Here is a 21494-nt window from a genome sequence, read left to right as displayed (position 1 = left end):
TTGGTCATTGGTCATTTGTCATTTGTCATTTGTCATTTGTCATTGGTCATTGGTTCTCATTGTAGGGTGGGCACTGCCCACCATCTACCCCTCTTAAGACGAGTGATATTCAAAGAAATCGTCATTTACAGGAGAGATTGGCTGTCCTGCTTATCCCACAAGAATTTTAATACCTTGCCGCTCCCAATACTACATCTTATTACAAAGTAGCGATCGCTGCTTTGCCATAACTTATTGCCCAGAAGCTAAAAGCTTTGAGCTACCAGATTCACGTTACAAAGTGTAAATGTATCTGAAACCCTTACCAATGGCTAATGACAAATAACTAAGGACGATCCTTAGCAGTTAGTTTCTTCTTATCGACCTACTTAACTATTCAGTACAAAGCCAAGTACAGCAGAGCCTTCAAAGAATTTCAAAAAATTTTTCCCAAACCCCTTGACACCTTATGTAGTGTTTTGTAGTATTAATGTAATTAAAGGTAAGACAAAAACTTCTAAACCAAAAAGACCCAGTAAATAGTTATGTTATACATCGCCTTAATTCTACAACTTAAACCTCCCCCAAAGGAGGAAAAAAATCAAAAAACATCGCACATCGATAACCCTGAATTAGATGTACATTGCGTTAACCAGAGTCAGGTAAAAACACCTGAATATATCCATAAAATACAAGAAATTCACTATCTGGAGCGACGGTTATTTTTGTAATTAAGTTTGTAAACACTCACAATATTTTTTCCTGACATTGAAAACTAAATAGACCATAGGAAAGTTCACCAAACATCTGTACCTAAAAAATTAGGTACAGATACCAAAAATGGGGGTGTAGCTCAACGGCTAGAGCGTCCGGTTGTCTGCCGGAATGTTGCGGGTTCGAGCCCCGTCACCCTCGTTTTCGTGGTTCCGTGGGCAAATAGTTCAAGCCGTCTCCGTTCTATTTCTATTAACAAAAGCTAACAAAAATTTCCTGCTTCAACCGGGACTGTCGGCAGCACCCCGTCCACAGGCAGACACGGGCGAACTACCCGCGTATAACGATAGGTTGATTGCCGCGTTCAAATCGCGGTCAATCTCAAAACCGCAGGCATCACAGTTATAAACTCGTTCTGACAATTTGAGTAAGTCTTTCACGTTGCCGCACTTGGAACAAGCTTTACTACTCGGATAAAATCGGTCAACGACGACCAACTCAGCACCGTACAAACCGCATTTATATTCCAGCTGGCGGCGAAACTCATAAAACCCCATATCACCGATAGCTTTCGCTAGCTTCCTGTTAGCCATCATGCCCTTAACATTGAGGTCTTCAATCACAATCTTGCCGTGGTTTTTGGCAAGATAAGTCGTGAGTTTGTGTAATGTATCTTTGCGAATATTGGCGATGCGTGCGTGTAATGAAGCTAGTTTCATTCCTGCCTTTTTTCGGTTGGCAGAACCTTTAACTCTGCGACTCACATTTGTTTGGAGTCGTTTAAGTCTTTTCTCGGCTTTGCGATAAGATTTAGCTCCTTCAAAAGTTTCGCCCGTTGATAGGGTGGTGAGGTTTTTTACGCCCAAGTCAACACCAACAACATCAACGGTTTTTAATGTGGATTTGGTTCCAGTCTCGTTCTTGAAAGAGATAAACCATCTATTAGCAGTACGCGAAATCGTTACGCTCTTAGGCTTGATGCCAAAGGGCAGACGTTCATGAGTGCGTATCCAACCAATGACCGGAACCTTGATACGCTTCTTTTCAAGCACAATTGTCCCATCTAGGGTAAAACTATCGTGTTGTCCCTTTTTCTTGAACTTTGGAAATCCTCGCTTTTTGTCAAAGAAGTCCTTGAACGCAGTTGCAAGGTTTCTCAAAGCCGATTGAGGAGCGCACTTCGATACTTCGTAGTACCAAGGGTTCTCCGGTTTTACCAAAGCTACAAGCCACTTGTGCAGGTCGATAGCCGATGGAAATTTGATTTTATTTTCAGGGTTGACACGATTGTGGTCGAGGATTTGCTTGATGAGAGCAAGCCCCCAATTCCAAGCGTGGCGTGCCGTCCCCACGTGTTTGGCGAGTAGTCTAAGTTGGCTTGAATTAATTTTGAGTTCTGTCTTAAATCCTAGTAGCATGAGAACATTGTAAGGCATAACGACTGACGATGGAATAAAGTTAGAAAGCTATCTATCAGGATTCCAGAACAAGAACTAAAAATCTTTGAGGCATACTGTACTCAAACCTCAAGGACAAAAACCGACATATTGCGAGAGTATATTCGCTCCTTGTTAAAGAAAGTTAAGAACTATGAGCTTTTGTGAGTGTTTAAGCAACTAGCTGATTGCCCTCCGCTCTCGTCAAATTTTTTGTTAAGATTCGATGACAAAAAAATGTGCTAGGAGAATGTACCTTGAAGATTCACGCGACTTGTGACGCTTGGGTTTTGAGATTTTGAATTAACCCAATCTTTATGAGTCCATGACTTTTTGATTTACAAAAATATATTAATTAAGTAACAAGGAAGATTATAATTTACGTTAATACGGTGTAATTACCGGACTATCTTTTCCACAGTTGATTGGATAGTTAGTTTTGCCTGGATTTTTGACAAATTTACATTAGTCATTCAATGCTTTCGCGCATCTGCCTATGGATAGAATATGTATTGCTATGATGAAATTGGCAACAGCTGCTTCTGCTCGTACTGCTGTCAATAAAAATTTAGAGATTTCTTCAGGATATTTTAGAACATATAGAAAGTCGTAAAAAATTTTAAGAAAATAAATGTTACCTTGGCAATAAAAATTCCAAATAATTATTGCCAAGAGTAGTTTTATTGATTTTTCAACTAATACAAATAGTAAGCAAAACACAGCGATCGCACGCTTATAAAAATCTTGTTATAAAATTTTATATCTTCATAAAAAAAACAAATGTATTAAAAATAATAAAAGAGAAATACGATCGAAGAAATTATGATAAAAGTGGGTTAAGCAAATCAGCAAAGAAACTGTTTGCAGAGAAAGAAAACGCTGATTGTTTTTAACACCCAATCGTTACCCAACAAGGTTAAAAAACAGATGGAATGGGAAGCTTTGCTACTAGGAATTGAGCCTCTTACTGCTATTGCAGTTGGACTTGGTGCAGTGGTTATTGCACCTGTTATCAGTTCAGTGGGATCTGCTTTAGGACAAGATGGAGAAAAACTCACTGAATCCATAACAGAATCCACAAGAGAATTAACAAAGAAAGGTCTAGTATTGGGATTTGAGGCAGTAGAAAATGCCCAAGTCATCTTTGCTCAAGCAGAAGAGTCGTTTCGAGATTTGGTAGCAGACGCAAAGGTAGAGCATTTACAAAGAAAAACTGTTTCTGAAAAAGAAGAACCCCAAAACATAGAAATTGTATCAGAGTAACATAGCCTGTTCGATACAAATTCGGCACTGAAATTATCGGTAACTATTGCTGCATAGATGTTTGGAAATAGTTTATGTCCAAGCAACAAATGTTGGTATAATTTGAAACTGATGAAGTTTCAGTTGCAGTTTTAGAATAAGGGGTGTAAGGCTCTTCTAAGGGACTTCCAAATAAAAAAATATCCTAAAATTTCTTGTAGTACGGGCTTCTAGAGCTCCATCAATAGAGAACCAACGGGAACCCCTTTCCACAAGATGGATAATTTATTTGTTGGAAATCCCTAATCGAAATTGATGCAGATGATAAGTAAACTCATCTGTAATGTGTCAGTTGCTCCATGTGAGTCAAAATGAATTGAACAATTAACGCAAAATTGGGAATGTTAACGACAGAAAAAGACACAGTTCAGTCTACTCGGAACGAACAAGTGAGTTATCGAATTCTTCACAAGAACGAGCAACGTTTGCGGATTGAAACATCCAGAATTGCATATGACCAAGAGTATTGCCAAACTCTCAAGCAGGTCATTGAGAAACTACATTTTGTCACTGATGTTCGTATTAATCCTGCGGCTAGATCGATTTTGATAGAGTTTAGAAATCGGGGTGTTGCCAGTAGTTTAATTCAGGAGAAAATTCTCAGATGTGTTGAGCAAGTCAGTGTTTTAGAAAGTTCAGAAAACGTTGACTTAGCCAGAAATGATGACATCTTGTCAAAAACTCAATTTTCTGTATTAACTACAACACAAATAGTGGGCTATGAGGTTGTTCACAAAAATGAATGGCATATAAGGATAAACATTCCTCGACTGGCAACAGATACTGACTATGCTCTCAAGCTCAAATACCTTGTTGAGTCCATTGAGGGGATCGCTGATGTACGTATCAATGCATTAGCTCGATCGCTAGCAGTTGAGTACGAATATCAAGCAGATGCAACCGTGCTCGCACAAGCAGAGCAAAGGCTATTTGAAACGATCCAACAAGCTTTGAGCATTGAGCTTGATTGGGATGTTATCAGTAACTCAAAGCAAGAAAAAGACAACCAACAAGAAATTGATTATTGGCAAAGACTGGGACCATCTGTACTGAGTCTAGTACTGAGTTTTGGTGCTTTAATAGGCTTGCCCTTCCCTGGTGTACTCGTGTCAGCAGCAATATTTTTTGCTGCTATTCCAGTTTTCCAACGAACAGCAGAATATATTGAGAAAGAACGCCAGCTCAACATTGATTTTCTTGATGCTTTAACAATTAGTCTTCATACTTACCTGGGAAATTACTTTGCTCCAGCATTCATGTTGAGCCTGATCGAAGGGAGTGAAGTGATTCGAGACATGACCGCACGCAGTACCGAAAGGGCTTCTTTGAATTTACTCGATTGTTTGGGTAAGTATGCTCTGGTAGAACGTGACAGTCAAGAAGTGCAAATCCCAGTCAAAGACATTTTAGAAGGAGATCGGGTCATTGTTTATCCCGGCGATCAGATTCCTGTAGACGGTCACATCATACGTGGAACAGGTCTGATAGACCAATGCAAACTCACTGGAGAGTCAGTTCCCGTAACTCGTTGTGAAGGTGATGAAGTTTTTGCTTCAACCTTACTCGTAAATGGAAACCTGTGCATTTTAGCAGAACGCATGGGTAACAACACTCGTGCTGGTGTGATTGTATCGCTCATGCAGTCTGCACCCGTACACGATACTCGCGTGGAAAACTACGCCGCAACAATCGCAAATAAGGCTGTATTACCCACTCTTTTGGTAGGAACAGGCGTTGGTTTAGTGACTGGAGACTTGAATCGAGCGATCGCTTTGCTGACTCTAGACGTAGGGACTGGTATTAGAGTATCAGTACCAACAGCAATTCTCTCAGCCCTCACTTACGCAGCTCGTCATGGAGTCTATATCCGTAGCGGTCGAGCTATTGAAATTCTGGCTCGTGTTGACACTGTTGTCTTTGACAAAACAGGCACACTCACTCAAGGACACGCTCAGGTAACAGGTGTAAAACTCACTAATGCTGGCTCATCAGAAAGAGAAATACTTGCTCTAGCAGCTAGCGCCGAACAGGGATTGACTCACCCAGTTGCTGAAGCAATTGTCCGCCATGCTAAAGAAGAAAGCATGGAGCTTTACGAGTGTGAGGAATGGAATTATCGAGTCGGACTGGGTGTCTGTGCCACCATCAATGGTATGCAGCTCCTTGTTGGCAGTCATCGCTTAATGGCACAAGAAAACATTAGCCTAGAGTACCTAGATCGGCACTACCCAAATATCAAATCTGGTAGCAATTCCTTGGTTTACGTAGCAGGAAATGGGCAACTGCTAGGCGTCATCTTATATAGCGATCCACCTCGTTATGAAAGCAAAGATGTCATTAAAGAACTCCGCGAACAAGGCATTAGCCCCTATATGTTAAGCGGTGATGTGACAAGAGTGGCAAAAGCGATCGCATCCGAGTTAGGCATAGATAGCAACCAAGTCTACGCTGAAGCCTTTCCAGAACGAAAAGTTGAGGTCGTGAAAGCGATTCACAACAGTGGTAAAACGGTTGCTTTCTGCGGCGATGGCATTAATGATTCAGCAGCACTGGCTTACGCAGATGTTTCCATTTCCTTTGCAGGTGCAACTGATATTGCCAGAGAAACTGCCGATGTCGTGTTGATGGAAGATGATTTGCGGGGCTTAACTCATGCTATTAAAGTTGCTAAGTATACGATGGATATTATTTGGCAAAATGCCCTAATTGTAGCCGTTCCCAACATTAGTGCAGCAGTTGCTGGTGTACTCTTTGCCCTCGATCCCGTACTGGCAATTATTATTAACAATGGTTCAGCAGTCCTAGCTGAATTAAATGGCTTTCGCCCGCTTTTAGGTCCTGGTGGTTTAACTCCCCTCAGCACCTCTGTAGATGCTACGGATTTGGTTGAAGCAGAAAATCAGCTGCATACTCATGTAGATAATACTTCTCTTCACGAATATGAGTTAGTAACAACCTCTGTTGCTTCCAGTGTCCAGGTTGTTGAGAGTGTAGCAGTTTAAAAGATTTGAGACTTACAAAATGGCAAACAGAATCTCACCGCCTCAAAGCGCTCATGGCTTAAAACCAAACTGTCTATCTTTTGGAGAAGTTTTAGCTCAATCTTTTGCTGTTATAGCACCCACCACAATTCCTGCTTCAAATTTGGGCTTAATTGTTGCGCTGTCAGGGAACGGAACTTGGTTGAGCTTTCTTATCGGCTTGGTTGGATTGGTATTTGTTAGTATCAACATCAATCAATTCGCTAGTCGTTCGGCTTCACCTGGTTCCTTATACTCCTACATTTTGAAAGGTCTTGGACCGATAGCAGGCGTCATTTGTGGTTGGAGTTTAGTGCTGGCGTATTTATTTACAGGGATGTCAACTTTATGTGGTTTTGCCAACTTTAGTGGATCGCTCATTGGTCAGTTGGGTATTCATCCCTCTAGTATTACGCTATTGGCTTTGGGTGCAGCAATTGCTTGGTATGCAGCTTATAAAGATATCCAACTTTCCGCAATAGCAATGTTGTGGATTGAAGGATTATCTCTTTTGCTGATAACAATCTTGTGTCTCATCATTTGGTCAAAAACAGGTTTCGCGATCCACATACCTCAATTAACCCTACAAGGTGTATCTCCCGGTAATATAGCAACGGGATTAGTGCTGGTGATGTTCGCGTTTTCTGGTTTTGAAAGTGCTACGAGCTTGGGGGATGAAGCGAAAGATCCATTGAAAACAATCCCCAGATCTGTCATTAGTAGCGCTATCCTGGCTGGTATATTTTTTACCTTCACATCCTATGTTGAAGTGCTGGGTTTTAGTAACACTGGTATCTCTATTACCAAAAATGAAGAGCCTTTAAGTTTTCTTTCTCAACAAGCAGGAGTTGGTTTTTTAGGAGTACTGGTTGGTTTTGGTGCTCTGTTTAGCTTCTTTGCTTGCGTCCTTGGCTGTATTAATCCTGCAGCTAGGATATTCTTCCTTATGGCACGTCACGGACTGTTTCACTCTAAGTTAGGATCGGCACACACATCTAACAAAACACCTCACATAGCAGTGACTATGTGTTCCTTTGTGACATTTTTAGTACCTGCTGTCATGTCCTTCTTTAAAGTGCCTTTGTTTGAAAGCATGGGTTACTTGGGAGCTATGTGCAGCTACGGATTTTTAACAGTGTATGTTCTGATTTCAATAGCGGCTCCAGTTTACTTGCACAAAAAGAAAATACTTCGTCCAATCGATATGGTGTTCTCGATTTTGGCGATCGCGTTTATGATTATCCCTATTGTGGGCAGTGTAGGTATTCCCGGCAGTAAAATGTTCCCAGTTCCTGAAGCACCTTACAGTGTCTTTCCTTATCTGTTTTTATGCTACATAATGATTACTTGTGGTTGGTTTTTAAAAAAGACTTTTCGGTCTCCCAGACTTGTTACAGAAATGCAGCAAGGAGTTGATGAAATTCATGCTAGATTTGGCGATTTAGAAAATTGAGCAGTATACATCGACGATCCGAGATTTCAATCACACGGGAAAAACAACTTTTCAGCTTCTAAGGAAGCCGATTCGGACAGTCGAAAACTCCATCGAATACCATGTTTTTCCTGACTCCAGGTTTGAAAAGCTAAAACCCCTCTGTTTGCTTCGGCATTAATCGTGCTGCTTGAAATTTGCCACAATTTTTCTAGTTGAGATGCAGTTAAACCTGTTGTCACTTGTGGTTGGTTGCTCGGAACGTTACCGTTATCTGGCTGATTTTGCTGATATGACTTCAGAATTGGCTTTTTAGTTGCTTGTTTAGTTGCTTGGGACTCTAAATGGTTTATGAGTCCCGCAACATCAGCAATTTCCTTACCAACAGACTCTCCAATGAATCCTCCCGCTCTTGACATCACCTCGGAAGCAATTCGTTCTCCTATAGAGCCAAGCAATAAATGACCGATCGCACCTCCAAAAATCTCTCCTATAACCTCACCACCTATCTTGCCAGTTAGTTCTTCAGTTTCTACTTTTTCTAGTTGTCTGTTGGAAGCTTTAATAAATTTTTGATTTTGCTGGTAAAGATCTACTGACACTGCTTGCTTAAAACAACTAGCAATCTGATTCTGAACAACCCCATCTGAGATAGCATTGGCATCGTAACGGATCGCAATTGAAGAGGCTTGGGAATTCAACCGCACGCGAACAACAAAATCAAGCGAATTCAGTAACTGCTCGAGTTTTTTTGCGTATTCTAAATCTTTTTTTAGTTGAGGAACGCTAATGCGGATACGCCCTGGTGTAGCGTGAACGATACTATATTCTATATTTGATAGGGGCTTATTCATATCTAGCTCAACTCCTCTCACAACTAGGAAAGATTTTATCGGCTGATTAACAGTCTTGTTCTGTCCCAGAATCTCTTAACATCACTAATATAGACTTTCGGTTTTGATAAAAACAAATATTTTTTATTCTTAAATTAATAAATAAATTTTATGAAAGCGGGGTTGTTGGTTTTCAGTTGACGGATATCAACCTTTTTCGTCACAAATCACCCGCTTGTGTATAGTTGTATTTATGTAAGTTAAGAAGAAACAGCCTTAGGCGTTCATAGCCCAAAAGCAAATACCAGCCAAAATTAAAAACGGTGTTCCAGGAACAAAGGGGAGAATAACCCCTATAATACCAATGACTAAACTTACAGTTCCTACAAATCCTAACACCACTTTTTTAAGTGAATTCAAAACCTCAGTCATCTACCTTCTCCCTTACTTGAAAATTTTACGTATCAAATAATTCAGCCATCTTTATCATATCACTTAACATTTTATTTTTTGGCTGTTTGTACTAAGTCTTACACCAAATCCACTTCCCCCAACCTTCTTTATTAAGGGATATAGGATAGATAGTATGTAGCAATCATTTTTGGAAATTGTATTAAATATATATTTCTTTAGATAGAAGATTAAGTATAAATAAAAAACTATAAGATAAATATTCAAATATTTTTGAAAATAGAAAAGGTGTTCGGATAAAATTTAATTAAGATTTTCCCCAGCAGGAATGTAAATTAAGGCTTGTATATATTGTATTCAATAAATCGAATTTATCAATTTTGCGGTTGAATACACAATAGGCATGACAAAGTGTAAATTACGGGTTAAAGCCATATCGATTAAGTGTATTTACTACTGACCTCTATTATTAGAAGAGAATGTATATATGACTTATAGAGATTTGTCTAATTCCAACCAAAATTTGCAAGGGACAACCTTACATTCAGTTAATGGTACAGCAGGAAATCATGAAATCTCGTATAGTATAGCCCACGCAATTCCCGGACGCATCCGTTTTTGGATTCCCAAAATAGCAATAGATTCTGACTATGCTGACAAACTCAAGGCAACAATAGAAAAATCTCATTCTGAAATTACAGATGTTCGTATTAACGAGAAAGCTGCATCTATTGCCATCACGTATCGATCCGATGCAATCTCAGATGACCAAATGCGATCGCATTTAGTGAATTTGATTCAAGTTGCTCCAGATACTGTCCAGCCGCCAAAAGTAACGTCAAGACCACTTCTAGAAGCCATTTTTGATGCTCTGCTCGATTTCATAGACAGTATCCGAAATATAAATAAAGTGCGTAACGGTATTCAGTATGGGCGGTTTAAGACTGACTTTTGGGAGAATTTATTGTCTAAAGCAAAAGCTATGACACAGAAGCTAAAGTCAGCCGTCATGTTCGTATTACCTAAGCGAGCACAAAAAGATGCAACTGGTCACTGATGTTAAAGATTTATTTAGGCGTTGAGTTGTTAAATTCATGAAAAAGCTGGTCGTGATGTTGTTTGAGTTGAAGCTATTAGCATAAAATAAAGTATTTATAGCAAAACATCAACTTGCACTCGTAATCATAAGCAATTCTTGGTAAAGCTACTAAAAGTGTAAAAATTGGGTCTATCTGTAGATTGAATTTGATACAGATAAAATTTCATTCTTGAGGTCGATACATAACCGAGTGCTTTCATATTAGAAAAAGAATAAGCTAACCCATATCAATAGGTATCCTTGAAGATTGGGCTCGAGCAAGTAAGGGCAAAAGCGTATTGACGAAAAGCTTGAGTTTTTGTCTCAAGGTAATATTGCTTTGTTATTACTGTTGGAAACTATTTCAAAAGATACCAGTTGTCGTGGGATGTTGTGGTATTCAAAACTCGTAACAGGTAAGCATTTATGTGATGTTTATCTGTTTGTGGCTAAAGCCATGTGTACGTGACTTTTGGATAACCTAATTTTTAAGGAGGATTTTAGATGAAGAAAGTTGGTTTTGGTTTATCTATGCTGCGTCCAGTACGTTTTGTAATTTTGGCAATGACTTGTGCCTTATTGTTTTTCTCTAATGCTTTTCCTGCTGCTGCAACAGTTGGAACCAATCCAAGCAATCCCAATGAAGCTACGACACAGTTACTAGAAACACAGAAGAGAACTGACGCAATATCTACACAACCACCTCCAACCGCACAAGATCAAATTGAGGCAACAAAGGGGGGAGGTTTAAACGAGATTCAGGGAACTGCTGATATTGAGAAGATGAAGCGCCCTGAAAATTCACGGAATGCAACCACAGTAGAAGATGAAGTGAAAAATCTGTTAAACAAAGTGACAGGTAACAAGTAAGCGATATCTTGTGCTTTCTACTGTCCAATAAACTTTTGCTCATAGTTTCACTGTTTTGAGCAGTTAGTCAAATACTTAACCATTATGATTGGCATCTTGGAATCAGCAGACAAGATGCCGATTTATATTTGTTTGGATTTAACTAAATACAGCCAGAAAGAATAATAAAATTTTCAGTTTATATTAATCAAGTAGGGGCGCAAGGCCGCCGTGTCCCTACAGTTGTAAATTCATACCTCATGCATAATTCCTTCCTTAGGTTGATGATGATATGGGCTTGGAGTTGTGAACTTAGATAAAGAAGTTAGCTAAGGAATTTACAGGCATGCGTCGTATAAATATCGGTTTGACAGAAGAGCAACGTCAAGGTGTCATTAATCTTCTCAATCAAGATTTGGCAGATGCCTATGTACTGTTAGTCAAAACTAAAAAGTTCCACTGGGATGTCGTGGGACCTCAATTCCGCAGCCTTCACGAGCTTTGGGAAGAACAATATCAAACACTGACGGAAACAATTGATGCTTTGGCTGAGCGGGTTCGTACTTTAGGCGGTTACCCAGTTGGCACATTGCAAGGATTTCTAGATATTGCCACTCTTAAAGAAGAGGGTGGTAACGTTCCCACAGCAACCGATATGGTGGCTCGATTGGTAGATGACCACGAGCAAGTTATTCGCAACTTACGCGAGCATATCGATCGCAGTAGTGATGAGTTCCATGATGAAGGAACTGCTGACTTTTTAACCGGGCTCATGGAAGGGCATGAGGAAATGGCTTGGATGCTGCGTTCTTTCATTGAAGGACAGTCTATTCAGTCAGATGGTTCAAATAAGCTAGAGCAAACCAAAACTCCTGTAGGTGTTTAGCTATATGGGGAGTGTGGATATTATCTTTCCACTCCCTTTTATGAGAAAAAAGCAAGAAAATAAGGAGTATTTAAGTGGCAGAAGCATACAGAGCAGAACGTACCATTTCAGCTGTCTTTAAAGAACAAAAGCAAGTTGATGATGTGATTCGACGCTTACTGGATAGGGGTGTGTCTAGAGACCATATCTCGGTCATGGGCAGAAATTTTCAATCAGAAACTCGAATCGCTGGCTTCATTACCAAGAGAGATGTCATTCTTGGAGGCTTAAGAACAGGAGCCATCTTTGGTTCTTTGTTCGGTTCTTTCCTCAGCTTGCTCACTGGTGTTGGCGTACTGTTTATTCCGTTTGTTGGTCCGATTGTAGCCGCAGGTCCCATTGGTGCATTGTTGTTAGGGGCTGCTAGTGGGGCGATCGCTGGTAGTGCAGGTGCAGGTTTAGTATCTGTTTTAACTACATTAGGAATGCCGGAAGACAAAGCAGCTATCTATCAAACCCGCTTGCAAGCTGGTGAGTTTTTGGTAATGGCAGAAGTCCCAGCCGAACGCTCTGGAGAGTTTCAACTTCTGCTACAAAGTGCTGGTGGAGAAGAAGTTCACACACTTGAGCAAGCATTACCTCGTGCTTGCACTGGTGGTTGTAACAACCCAGAAGATTTGTCTCCTGAGATTCGCTCTCATCTTTCTATTGAAGCTCAACGGACATTCATTGAGAGCTATAACACCGTCTTAAAAGAAACAAATGATGAATCCAAGGCTGAACAAGCTGCTTGGGAAAAAGTTCATCAGCAATATGATGAAGATGAAAAGGGCGTTTTGTCTAAAGTAAAAACGACTGTTTAGTTAGTAGTTAGTAGTTAGTAGTTAATTGCTCTTAGCTACTAACTAATAACCACTAACCATTAACCCCTCACTAAATTTAAGGCAATTTATAACTAGCAATTCTGATAATCAACCGACCTTGCTGGGGATCGCGACTAAAAACAAAAGCCCCTTTTTCTTTTTCATTAGTTGATAAAAAATCAATTTGTATATCCCCCGTTTCTTCAACTTCATCGTTCACCCGTAACTCAGCAACAATCTGAATTGACTCAGCAGTTTCTCCCCCAGTATTAATCACCTCAAAGGGAACATAAAATTGTCCATCAGCTTGCCGAACAGCCTGTTTCCTAGTAATGGAAAGCATAGGAGGTTGTTGTTTGTCGTTAAGCCAAGTGTAGCCTACCAAACTAACAACCACGGCTAGAATAAACGATGTAATTCCAAAAGTTAACCACTCCGCAGGGCTGCGCTTTGGTCGCTGTTCTGTTTCAGAATCTGTCAATTTGTTTATTTGTTGACTCATAGTGCTAACCTTCCTGCTGCACCTCCGATAGTTGCTGGTAACCCAAGCAGGAGTGTGTGTTCCAACCAAATTGTCCAAGGATCGTCAAAGGTTAATTGCTGAAAGAACCACAACATAAACGCAGCTCCTAGGAGTGAAACTAAGTAAGACATAACAGTTTCACTTAAAGGTCGCTGAAAAATTCCTTCTTGCTGTCTGCGCTTTTGCTGATTTGAAAAGCCTGCCTCAAAAACAATACCATAGGAAATCACCAAAGATGAGGCAAGAATAACCAATAGCCAAGGTGGAGAAACAGCTGCAGCTAACATGGGAATTTCATCTGTAGGTGCGATGTTAAAAGCCAGTACTGTTGCACCAATCAAGGTTGCACCAACATCAGCAAAGCTAGCAGATAACTCATCAGATTTGTGATGGCTTTTGCCATTGCTTCGCTCCCTTGTTTTCCCTTCGGGATCGGTGTTACGAGTATCCCCTAAAAAATTGTTAGCTAAAGCTACACCTAAAGTAAATGGTACACTCTCAAAGACAATTTTGCCCAACGCTTCTTTAAGAGGAGTTTCTAGTGTTATTTCTTGTAGCAACAACATCACAAAACTAGAGCAGGCTATTCCAATTGCCATAGCTTCTACGGTGTCTGTTACTGATTGGTAAGGTGGGCAGTTACGTCTGGGTTTTTTAAAGCCTTCTGTACGATTAAGCAAGAAAACGGCGACGAACATCAGTGCTATAGTCAACATCACCATTTGTGGTTTTGCTCGTGACCCAATCCACCAGACCTCCATTGTATAAAGCAAAGGGATACCGAATAAAAAGCCTCCACATGCACCCCTGATGATGTCATTAATCTCACTTGCCCACTTTTTTTTCCTGCGATTTATTGCTACGCCCATAATGCAAGGCTGTCATTTATAATTTGTCATTTGTCATTTGTCACTTGTCATTGGTTATTAGTAAAGGATAAATGACTGAGGACAAAGGACAAAACTCACCAGTGAAATTGATTTGTACCAATGTAGTTATAATCTTAATATCAAAGTAAAGTGAAACAAAAAAATTCGGTTACCCTGATATAATACTTAACCGAATCTTTTTTCATTCACACAAAAGAATGTTAATTTTTTATTTTTATCCGTAGCTTCACTGTTTACATGACAGTGAAGTATTTTGTCAAGAAGGTTACAACAATCGTAGCATAGAAGGTTAGTTCCTAACAAATCGGCTCTAACCATAATTTTTACTATCCTTAACTTAAGCAGCGCTACGAGTTATTAGACCCCAAAGGAAGATAGCAATCATCGATCCAATAACTGCAACAAGTAGACCGGGAATACTTAAGCTAGCTGCAGCAAATTGCAACGTTCCCGTTTCTAAGAACGTCACTAAACTACCGCCGATAAGGGCACCAATAATACCTAATATCATTGTGGCAAGAATTCCACCACCTTGACGACCAGGGTAAATAGCTTTAGCAATTGCTCCAGCAATCAGACCTAATACTATCCAAGCAATGATGTTCATTACTTAATTCCTCATTTATAAAACTTCCCAAATCAAATTTAACAAACCGAATTAGTAAAACTCTTCTACCGCAAGTCCAGTGGCTATTCTCTCAAAAGAGTTATAAATACAGTCAATAATATATAGAAAAAAGTAAAGACGTAGCATACTACGTCTCTATAGGCATGGAATTATCATAAATAATCGGTAAATGAACGCTATTGGTTTATGGTCAGGGTAGACTTTATAAAGTCAATTTTATAAGTAGAGCAACCAAATTAAACGTAAAATGCTTGTTGTCAGAAACCCGGTTTATCATAAGTTACCGGGTTTCTATGTTTTACGTTTTTTTATGTTGACCTACTTATTATCTTCTAAATGCTAGGGCAGACGGTTCCGCTATCTTAGTAATTGTTATATGTAACTGAAAAACATGGCAGAACTCTTTAAGAGTTCATTTCCTCTTTATCGGTGTTACGCAACTAACCCAGAACGGAGAGCGCGAACAGCAGCCTGAGTACGGTCATCAGCACAGAGTTTGTTCAGAATGTTACGGACATGGGTTTTGACAGTCCCAACTGTAATGTACAGTTTCTCAGCAATTTGCCCATTGCTACATCCGGCAACGATTAACTCTAAAATCTCCAGTTCTCTTTGTGTCAATGGATAGGTTTCTAATACTTGCTCGTACTCTGATGATAGAGCCTCTATTTTTACAGTCTTTGGCTTCTCAGATGGTTGATCCTCTGGTAAACCTTGACGCATTTGGCGTAATACAACATTAGCAATCGCCGGATCGATCCAGGAATTTCCCCCGTGAGTTGCTTGAATTGCTTCAGTCAGCTTATCGATGCTGGTATCTTTCATATAGTATGAGTCTGCTCCCGCGGCAAAAGCAGCAAGGACTGCATCCTCTGTGTGATCCATCGTCAGTACGAGGATTTTTGTTGCCGAATCCCCTGTTTCTGCTTGAAACTGCCGAAATCTCCGGGTCATCTCAATCCCATCCATATCGGGTAAGCCGATATCAACAACAGCAACATCTGGCTTAGCAGTTTCTAAAAGTTTCAAACCTCTGGTAGCATTTGGTGCTTCGCCAATAACTCGAAGTGTGCTGTTTGATTGCAATGCAGCCTTCAGCCCCATTCGTGTTAGATCGTGATCCTCAATAAGAACAATACTAATTTCACTCATCGCTACACTCGCTTGCTCCTGATTGCATTTGTCGATCGCCGACAAAAATGCCAACATTTTTTCTTTATCCAAAACTTAGGATAGAGGATCTTTACTCTATCTTGCATCCACCGATAGAAATAAGGAATTTACTATCTTTTTGCCTTGAGATACATAGCAATCTCTAGCTTAGGATATATGGCTGTTTTACAAAATTTTATGAAATACTTGGACAAATTCCAGTCTATCCTACTTGGTTTCATCTTAATTAGTACAAATTAGGTCAGTTCTGGGAGTTTAATTAAGGATTTATCCCTAATTTGAACTACCACCCCATACACAACTGAATAATCTCTTATCTAAATAATATTTTTTACTGACCATTGAGCTAAGCATACCATTTTTATAACTCATTATAAGTTATAATTTTTAATTGAGAACGATAACGATTAGAGATTGGAGAATAAAAAGAGAGTCGCAAGAGCAAAGAGTGAATTCTAACAAAAGATATGTTTCAGGACTTCAAATTGGCTGGCACCAAAGCAGAAATTTACGGAATGAACTCATGTTTAGACGCAGAAAAAGTACAAATGGAACTTTACGCCGAAATTGTTAAGAATATGCAATTCGGCTTGATAGTGTGGTACCTAGAAAACACCAATGACTTGACATCATTTCGTTTGGTTACTAGTAACTCAGCCGCCAGCCAACTCACTGGAGTATCTCTTGAAGACTGTGTCGGGAAAAGAATCACTGAATGCTTTCCTAATATAGACAGGGAAAATAAAGCGACTTTGGAATTATACGCAGAAGTTGCTATGGGCGATCGCACCCGAGAGCAATATGAAACTTATTATAGTGACGAACGCATACCAGGGAGCTTCTATAGCATTAAAGTGTTTCGATTACAAGAGCGCTGTATTGGGGTTGTCTTCGATAATATTACACAACAAAAGCTGGCAGAAAAAGAATTGCGCGAGACCGACCAACGATTTCGTGCCACGTTTGAACAGGCTGCTGTTGGGATTGCTCATGTAGGGCTGGATGGTCGATGGTTGCGAGTGAACCACAAGTTGTGTGAAATTGTGGGTTATGACCAGAAAGAACTTTTAGAACTCAGGTTTCACGACATCACCCATCCCGATGACCTGGAAAATGATTTGATCTGCGTTAATCGACTGCTAGCTGGTGAAATTGAGAATTATTCTTTGGAGAAACGCTACATTCACAAGGACGGTTCAATTGTCTGGATCGATCTAACCGTTTCCTTAGCCAGGGAAACTTCAACTGTAGGGGGAGATGAAGAAGACGGGCAGATGCAAGATTTTTCTTCCGTTTCCTCGTTCCCCACATCTGTTTGTCCCCGTAACACCATGTTCTCTTCTCAGGGTGAGCCTAAGTATTTTATTGCTGTCATTGAGGAGATCAACGAGCGCAAAGCAGCAGAAATGGCGCTACAACAACGTGCAGAAGAATTGACACGTGTCAATACAATTCTGGCACAAACTACAGCAATGTTAAAAAAGCGCAACGACGAACTCGACCAATTTGCTTATGTGGCTTCCCACGACCTTAAGGCACCCCTAAGAGCAATTGCCAGTCTCTCTGAGTGGATGGAAGAAGACCTCGCAGACAGTCTTCCGGAGGAAAACCAGCAGCAGATGCGCTTGTTGCGAGGACGAGTGCGGCGAATGGAAGGCTTAATCAACGGTTTGCTAGAATATTCAAGAGTTGGGCGCACCCAAACTCCATTATCTGTGGTCAACGTTGCTTCATTGCTGAAAGAGGTAATAGACTTTCTGGCACCGCCGCCAACTTTCACTATTGAGGTAGAATCGGGAATGCCTACCTTTGTGACTAAAAAAATACCCCTGCAACAGGTATTTAGTAATTTAATTGGTAATGCAATCAAGCATCATTCGAGAGCTGATGGTCGAGTTCAGATTGCTGTGAAAGATCGAGGCAACTTCTATGAATTTACCGTCTCTGATGATGGTCCCGGTATTGCCACTGAGTTTCACGACAAAGTTTTTTTAATCTTTCAGACCCTGGAAGCACGCGACCATAAAGAAAGCACGGGAGTGGGTTTGGCAATTGTTAAGAAAATTGTCGAAACAGAAGGAGGGACGATCTCGCTACAGTCTCAAGCAGGAGCTGGAAGTACTTTCCGCTTTACTTGGCTCAAGGAATCCCTTTAGTTTAGAAAGCCAAAAATTAGGAGTCGAAATGTGTTCAGCTCTGACCAATGGCTGAAGACGGAATCCCTGCTGTGCATTTACAATCGTTTTGGTACTCTGTTGAGTGTTTCACTTTACTCTGACTGAGTCCGTTTTGCTACTTAGATAATCATTCTTAAAAAAGACATCTGGAATCAAAATCAAGCTATTAGCTGTCAAATATGAATTCCAGTTTCTGGGGAACCGGAACAAAGACAAAATAAACTGTATTTAATCAAAGGAAATGTCAGAAAGGGTGATAAACATTTTATTGGTGGAGGATGACGAAGTTGATGTTATGAATGTCAAGCGGGCATTCAAAAAAGTAAATATTAATAATCCTCTCTATATAGCTACCAATGGTATAGAGGGACTCTCAATGCTACGTGGAAATGATGGAGCGCAACCAGAGGTTCCCTATGAAAGACGCTTAATTCTATTAGATTTAAATATGCCAAAAATGGGAGGAATTGAGTTTCTTCAAGAATTACGTTCCGATCCCCAATTAAAAGCAACACCTGTGGTTGTCATGACCACCTCGAATCAAGATAAAGACAGAGTAGAAGCTTACAACCTAAATGTTGCAGGCTATATTCTTAAACCGGTGACTTTTGGTAACTTTATTGAGCTAATGGCAACCCTTAATAAATATTGGACATTATGTGAAATGCCTTAAGTAGTTAGGAGTTAGGAGTTAGGAGTTAGGAGTTGGGAGTGAACAAAGTACCACGAATTAGTAACTATTAACTACTAACAAATCAATGTAGAATCGCGAAAGCTAAGAGCGATGGAAGAGAAACTAAAAGTTTTAGTTGTAGATGATGACGAAGTAGACCGCTTGGCAGTACGTCGTGCCTTGACCAAAGCAGGTGTACAAATGGAACTGTCTGAGGTGAGTGATGGTCAAAGTGCGATCGCTACCTTATCTAATAGTTCCTACGATTGTGTATTTCTCGACTATCGCTTACCAGACCAGGACGGTTTAACTCTACTTCAAAACCTACGCTTAAAAGAAATCGCGGTAGCAGTCGTCGTTCTGACAGGTCAAGGAGATGAACAAATAGCGGTTGAACTTATGAAAGCTGGTGCGATCGACTATCTCTCCAAGTCTAGGATCTCGCCGGAAATTTTGTCACAGGTATTAAGAAATGCCATCCGAGTGCAAAAAGCGGAAATGCAGGTGGCTTTGGCGAATAAGCAGTTAAGAGAGAGCAACGATTTGCTGATTCGCCAAAACCAGGAATTAGAAGCACAACGACAACATATTGAACTGCAAAATATAAAACTTGTTGAAGCATCACGGCTCAAGTCACAGTTTTTAGCAACTATGTCTCATGAACTGCGAACGCCAATGAATGCCATTATTGGATTTTCTCAGTTATTACTGCGTCCAAAGTGTGGAGAACTGACAAGTCAACAGAGAGATATGGTAGAGCGGATCTTTAATAATGGCAAGCATTTGCTGATGTTGCTCAACGAAGTTCTTGATTTTTCCAAGCTTGAAGCAGGAAAGTTAGATTTAAAGCCAGAAATATTCGATTTGTCACAGGTAGTTCGTGCCACTGTAGAGGAAATGCGTTCTTTAGCAGAGGAGAAAAATTTGTCTTTGCTCTTTAAAATAGAGTCGCAAAACTCTATAGTGTTTAATGACCCCACTCGTGTACGGCAAATATTGACAAATCTACTCTCAAATGCCATTAAATTTACAGAATCTGGAAGTATTAGAGTTGAGGTCAAAGAACTGACAGAAAATAAAATGCAGCTTGCAGTTTTTGATACCGGAATTGGTATCGACCCTGTAGATATACCGCAGATTTTTGAAGCTTTTCGGCAAGTCGATCAAAGTACGACTCGCAAATACACTGGCACGGGTTTGGGTTTGCCAATCATTAAAGCATTGTTGCAAATGATGGACGGCACTATTTCTGTAGAAAGCCGATTGGGTGAGGGTTCGGTGTTTCGGATTGAACTGCCCCGTCAAATATCAGCGTCAACTCCCCAAAAAAGTAATAAAGTATCAAAGGAGACAAGTTTTTCAGACAAAAGAAACCTATGGCGGCAACAGGAGATGGCTCGCTTTGCTCCAGAAGGCACACACAGGAAGAGTATGGAAATATAATCTTAAGAATAGAAAGACAATCAAATTATAAATTCTTTTCAAGAAAGTCGATAAGTTATGTTGTCCGCCGAAAATCCTAAAGTAGATCGTATTCTGGCTGTCGATGATACTATTGACAATCTCATTTTGCTTCAAACAATGTTAGAAGTAGAAGGATATGAGGTAGAGTTAGTATCAGATGGTGTTAGTGCCCTGAAGCAAATTGCACAATCTCCTCCAGACTTAATTCTGCTAGATGTGATGATGCCAGGGATGGATGGTTATGAAGTCACACGCAGAATCCGGAGTGATTCAGAAATAGAATACATTCCCATCCTACTGCTAACGGCTCATATCGAAGTGAGTGTTGTCGAAGGTTTGGATGTAGGCGCAGACGATTTTATTCGCAAACCATTTGACCAAGATGAACTGTTAGCTAGAGTGCGATCGCTACTGCGGTTAAAGCACAGCATTGACGAGCAGCGAAAGATGGCGAAAATGCGGGAAGACTTTGTTTCACGTCTGACACACGACTTGCGAACCCCTCTAGTCGCCGCAGATCGGATGCTGAATTTGTTTGAACAGGAAGCTTTCTGCAAAATTTCGCCAGAAATGAAACAGGCGATCGCGGCGATGATACGGAGCAACCACAATTTGCTGGAGATGGTGAACAACTTGCTAGAGGTCTATCGCTTTGAGGCTGGGAAAAAGACCATGCAAGTTGATAACTGCGATATGCAGCAGATTGTGGAGGAAGTCGCTCAAGAACTCAGCCCTTTGGCAACAGAAAAAGGCTTGAGTATGGAAATAGATTCAGACAGCTTAAAACAACTGGGCGATAGTGCTGGTGTCGTGATGGGCGACAAGTTAGAGTTACGGCGAGTCATCAGCAACCTGATTGGGAACGCTATCAAGTTTACAGATACAGGGGGTGTAAACATTCGCATTTCTGAGACATCAGCAAACAACAAGGATAAAGGTTGGGTAGTCATTGATGTAAAAGATACCGGATATGGCATTGCTCCTGACGATCGAGCCTTTTTGTTTGAGCGTTTTCGCCAAGGAAAAAATAAACGCGCCGGTAGTGGGTTGGGGTTACACCTCTCACACCGTATTATTGAATCTCACAAGGGAAAAATCCAGGTTTCCTCTGAACTTGGGAAAGGCAGTGTGTTTACCGTATGTCTCCCGAAGCAAGCTTATTAGTCGTGTCCTTTGTCCTTTGT

General features: G+C 40.4%; 19 protein-coding genes and 1 tRNA gene. 13 read left to right on the top strand and 7 right to left on the bottom strand.

Annotation, left to right across the window (positions count from 1 at the left end; genetic code table 11):
• The first annotated feature begins 821 nt into the window (after positions 1–821).
• Positions 822–894, top strand: a tRNA-Asp gene (locus tag ACYRY3_RS32595).
• 80 nt (positions 895–974) lie between these two features.
• Here the strand turns inward: ACYRY3_RS32595 and ACYRY3_RS32590 are convergent.
• Positions 975–2111 (bottom strand): RNA-guided endonuclease InsQ/TnpB family protein, encoded by a 1137-nt coding sequence (locus ACYRY3_RS32590; protein WP_460205810.1) that lies wholly within the window; start codon positions 2109–2111, stop codon positions 975–977.
• Positions 2112–2165: 54 nt separating this feature from the next.
• Here ACYRY3_RS32590 and ACYRY3_RS32585 point away from each other — a divergent pair, with 54 nt between their 5' ends.
• The 4 genes from ACYRY3_RS32585 (at position 2166) to ACYRY3_RS32570 (ending at position 7904) form a co-directional block, all read left to right on the top strand.
• Entirely contained in the window at positions 2166–2297 is a 132-nt protein-coding gene (locus ACYRY3_RS32585) for a CopG family transcriptional regulator (RefSeq protein ID WP_460205809.1), read from the top strand.
• Between the two features lie 759 nt (positions 2298–3056).
• Positions 3057–3392, top strand: a complete 336-nt coding sequence (locus ACYRY3_RS32580; RefSeq protein ID WP_460205798.1) for a DUF5132 domain-containing protein — start codon at positions 3057–3059, stop codon at positions 3390–3392.
• A gap of 380 nt (positions 3393–3772) precedes the next feature.
• Positions 3773–6433: a heavy metal translocating P-type ATPase gene (locus tag ACYRY3_RS32575; protein WP_460205797.1), complete on the top strand. Its 2661-nt coding sequence runs from the start codon at positions 3773–3775 to the stop codon at positions 6431–6433.
• A gap of 19 nt (positions 6434–6452) precedes the next feature.
• Positions 6453–7904: an APC family permease gene (locus tag ACYRY3_RS32570; protein ID WP_460205796.1), complete on the top strand. Its 1452-nt coding sequence runs from the start codon at positions 6453–6455 to the stop codon at positions 7902–7904.
• Positions 7905–7930: 26 nt separating this feature from the next.
• On the opposite strand, the gene ACYRY3_RS32565 is transcribed toward ACYRY3_RS32570, so the two are convergent.
• Together ACYRY3_RS32565 and ACYRY3_RS32560 are read right to left on the bottom strand one after the other, a co-directional pair.
• Positions 7931–8737, bottom strand: coding sequence for an HMA2 domain-containing protein (locus ACYRY3_RS32565; protein WP_460205795.1), 807 nt, complete (start codon positions 8735–8737; stop codon positions 7931–7933).
• Between the two features lie 255 nt (positions 8738–8992).
• A complete protein-coding gene (locus ACYRY3_RS32560; protein ID WP_460205794.1) occupies positions 8993–9148 on the bottom strand; it encodes a DUF454 family protein in 156 nt (51 codons plus the stop codon).
• A gap of 466 nt (positions 9149–9614) precedes the next feature.
• Between ACYRY3_RS32560 and ACYRY3_RS32555 the strand changes: the two genes are divergently transcribed.
• The 4 genes from ACYRY3_RS32555 (at position 9615) to ACYRY3_RS32540 (ending at position 12782) form a co-directional block, all read left to right on the top strand.
• Positions 9615–10184, top strand: coding sequence for an HMA2 domain-containing protein (locus tag ACYRY3_RS32555; protein ID WP_460205793.1), 570 nt, complete (start codon positions 9615–9617; stop codon positions 10182–10184).
• Between the two features lie 525 nt (positions 10185–10709).
• Positions 10710–11075 carry a hypothetical protein gene (locus tag ACYRY3_RS32550; RefSeq protein WP_460205792.1) on the top strand — a complete coding sequence of 122 codons (366 nt, stop codon included), beginning with the start codon at positions 10710–10712 and terminating at the stop codon, positions 11073–11075.
• 325 nt (positions 11076–11400) lie between these two features.
• A complete protein-coding gene (locus tag ACYRY3_RS32545; RefSeq protein WP_460205791.1) occupies positions 11401–11940 on the top strand; it encodes a Dps family protein in 540 nt (179 codons plus the stop codon).
• 74 nt (positions 11941–12014) lie between these two features.
• Positions 12015–12782 (top strand): ChaB family protein, encoded by a 768-nt coding sequence (locus tag ACYRY3_RS32540; protein WP_460205790.1) that lies wholly within the window; start codon positions 12015–12017, stop codon positions 12780–12782.
• 76 nt (positions 12783–12858) lie between these two features.
• Here ACYRY3_RS32540 and ACYRY3_RS32535 read toward each other — a convergent pair whose 3' ends face one another.
• The 4 genes from ACYRY3_RS32535 to ACYRY3_RS32520 all read right to left on the bottom strand — a co-directional run bounded on the left by ACYRY3_RS32535 (position 12859) and on the right by ACYRY3_RS32520 (position 15975).
• Positions 12859–13284, bottom strand: coding sequence for a TIGR02588 family protein (locus tag ACYRY3_RS32535; protein ID WP_460205789.1), 426 nt, complete (start codon positions 13282–13284; stop codon positions 12859–12861).
• Positions 13281–14174 carry a TIGR02587 family membrane protein gene (locus tag ACYRY3_RS32530; RefSeq protein WP_460205788.1) on the bottom strand — a complete coding sequence of 298 codons (894 nt, stop codon included), beginning with the start codon at positions 14172–14174 and terminating at the stop codon, positions 13281–13283. The genes ACYRY3_RS32535 and ACYRY3_RS32530 overlap by 4 nt, the downstream gene beginning before the upstream one ends.
• A gap of 358 nt (positions 14175–14532) precedes the next feature.
• Positions 14533–14802, bottom strand: a complete 270-nt coding sequence (locus tag ACYRY3_RS32525; protein WP_460205787.1) for a GlsB/YeaQ/YmgE family stress response membrane protein — start codon at positions 14800–14802, stop codon at positions 14533–14535.
• Positions 14803–15255: 453 nt separating this feature from the next.
• Positions 15256–15975 carry a response regulator gene (locus ACYRY3_RS32520; RefSeq protein WP_460205808.1) on the bottom strand — a complete coding sequence of 240 codons (720 nt, stop codon included), beginning with the start codon at positions 15973–15975 and terminating at the stop codon, positions 15256–15258.
• A gap of 488 nt (positions 15976–16463) precedes the next feature.
• On the opposite strand from ACYRY3_RS32520, the gene ACYRY3_RS32515 reads away from it, so the two are divergent.
• The 4 genes from ACYRY3_RS32515 to ACYRY3_RS32500 all read left to right on the top strand — a co-directional run bounded on the left by ACYRY3_RS32515 (position 16464) and on the right by ACYRY3_RS32500 (position 21474).
• On the top strand, positions 16464–18152 hold the full coding sequence (locus ACYRY3_RS32515) for a PAS domain-containing sensor histidine kinase (protein ID WP_460205786.1): 1689 nt from the start codon (positions 16464–16466) through the stop codon (positions 18150–18152).
• A 262-nt stretch (positions 18153–18414) separates the two neighbouring features.
• The gene (locus tag ACYRY3_RS32510; RefSeq protein ID WP_460205785.1) at positions 18415–18846 is read left to right on the top strand and encodes a response regulator; all 432 of its coding nucleotides are present in this window, start codon (positions 18415–18417) and stop codon (positions 18844–18846) included.
• Between the two features lie 111 nt (positions 18847–18957).
• Positions 18958–20289 (top strand): ATP-binding response regulator, encoded by a 1332-nt coding sequence (locus tag ACYRY3_RS32505; protein WP_460205784.1) that lies wholly within the window; start codon positions 18958–18960, stop codon positions 20287–20289.
• Positions 20290–20346: 57 nt separating this feature from the next.
• The gene (locus tag ACYRY3_RS32500) at positions 20347–21474 is read left to right on the top strand and encodes an ATP-binding response regulator (protein WP_460205783.1); all 1128 of its coding nucleotides are present in this window, start codon (positions 20347–20349) and stop codon (positions 21472–21474) included.
• Positions 21475–21494: the final 20 nt, after the last annotated feature.

The sequence above is a fragment of the Scytonema sp. NUACC21 genome, assembly GCF_054684315.1.
The sequence above is the reverse complement of the archived record's forward strand: the minus strand, read 5'-3'. Positions and strand labels throughout refer to the sequence as shown.

Coding starts and splice junctions, on each gene's coding strand:
- ACYRY3_RS32590 (WP_460205810.1), bottom strand. CDS start 2,111: ATGCTACTAGGATTTAAGACAGAACTCAAAATTAATTCAAGCCAACTT.
- ACYRY3_RS32580 (WP_460205798.1), top strand. CDS start 3,057: ATGGAATGGGAAGCTTTGCTACTAGGAATTGAGCCTCTTACTGCTATT.
- ACYRY3_RS32575 (WP_460205797.1), top strand. CDS start 3,773: ATGTTAACGACAGAAAAAGACACAGTTCAGTCTACTCGGAACGAACAA.
- ACYRY3_RS32570 (WP_460205796.1), top strand. CDS start 6,453: ATGGCAAACAGAATCTCACCGCCTCAAAGCGCTCATGGCTTAAAACCA.
- ACYRY3_RS32565 (WP_460205795.1), bottom strand. CDS start 8,737: ATGAATAAGCCCCTATCAAATATAGAATATAGTATCGTTCACGCTACA.
- ACYRY3_RS32560 (WP_460205794.1), bottom strand. CDS start 9,148: ATGACTGAGGTTTTGAATTCACTTAAAAAAGTGGTGTTAGGATTTGTA.
- ACYRY3_RS32555 (WP_460205793.1), top strand. CDS start 9,615: ATGACTTATAGAGATTTGTCTAATTCCAACCAAAATTTGCAAGGGACA.
- ACYRY3_RS32550 (WP_460205792.1), top strand. CDS start 10,710: ATGAAGAAAGTTGGTTTTGGTTTATCTATGCTGCGTCCAGTACGTTTT.
- ACYRY3_RS32545 (WP_460205791.1), top strand. CDS start 11,401: ATGCGTCGTATAAATATCGGTTTGACAGAAGAGCAACGTCAAGGTGTC.
- ACYRY3_RS32535 (WP_460205789.1), bottom strand. CDS start 13,284: ATGAGTCAACAAATAAACAAATTGACAGATTCTGAAACAGAACAGCGA.
- ACYRY3_RS32530 (WP_460205788.1), bottom strand. CDS start 14,174: ATGGGCGTAGCAATAAATCGCAGGAAAAAAAAGTGGGCAAGTGAGATT.
- ACYRY3_RS32525 (WP_460205787.1), bottom strand. CDS start 14,802: ATGAACATCATTGCTTGGATAGTATTAGGTCTGATTGCTGGAGCAATT.
- ACYRY3_RS32520 (WP_460205808.1), bottom strand. CDS start 15,975: ATGAGTGAAATTAGTATTGTTCTTATTGAGGATCACGATCTAACACGA.
- ACYRY3_RS32515 (WP_460205786.1), top strand. CDS start 16,464: ATGTTTCAGGACTTCAAATTGGCTGGCACCAAAGCAGAAATTTACGGA.
- ACYRY3_RS32510 (WP_460205785.1), top strand. CDS start 18,415: ATGTCAGAAAGGGTGATAAACATTTTATTGGTGGAGGATGACGAAGTT.
- ACYRY3_RS32505 (WP_460205784.1), top strand. CDS start 18,958: ATGGAAGAGAAACTAAAAGTTTTAGTTGTAGATGATGACGAAGTAGAC.
- ACYRY3_RS32500 (WP_460205783.1), top strand. CDS start 20,347: ATGTTGTCCGCCGAAAATCCTAAAGTAGATCGTATTCTGGCTGTCGAT.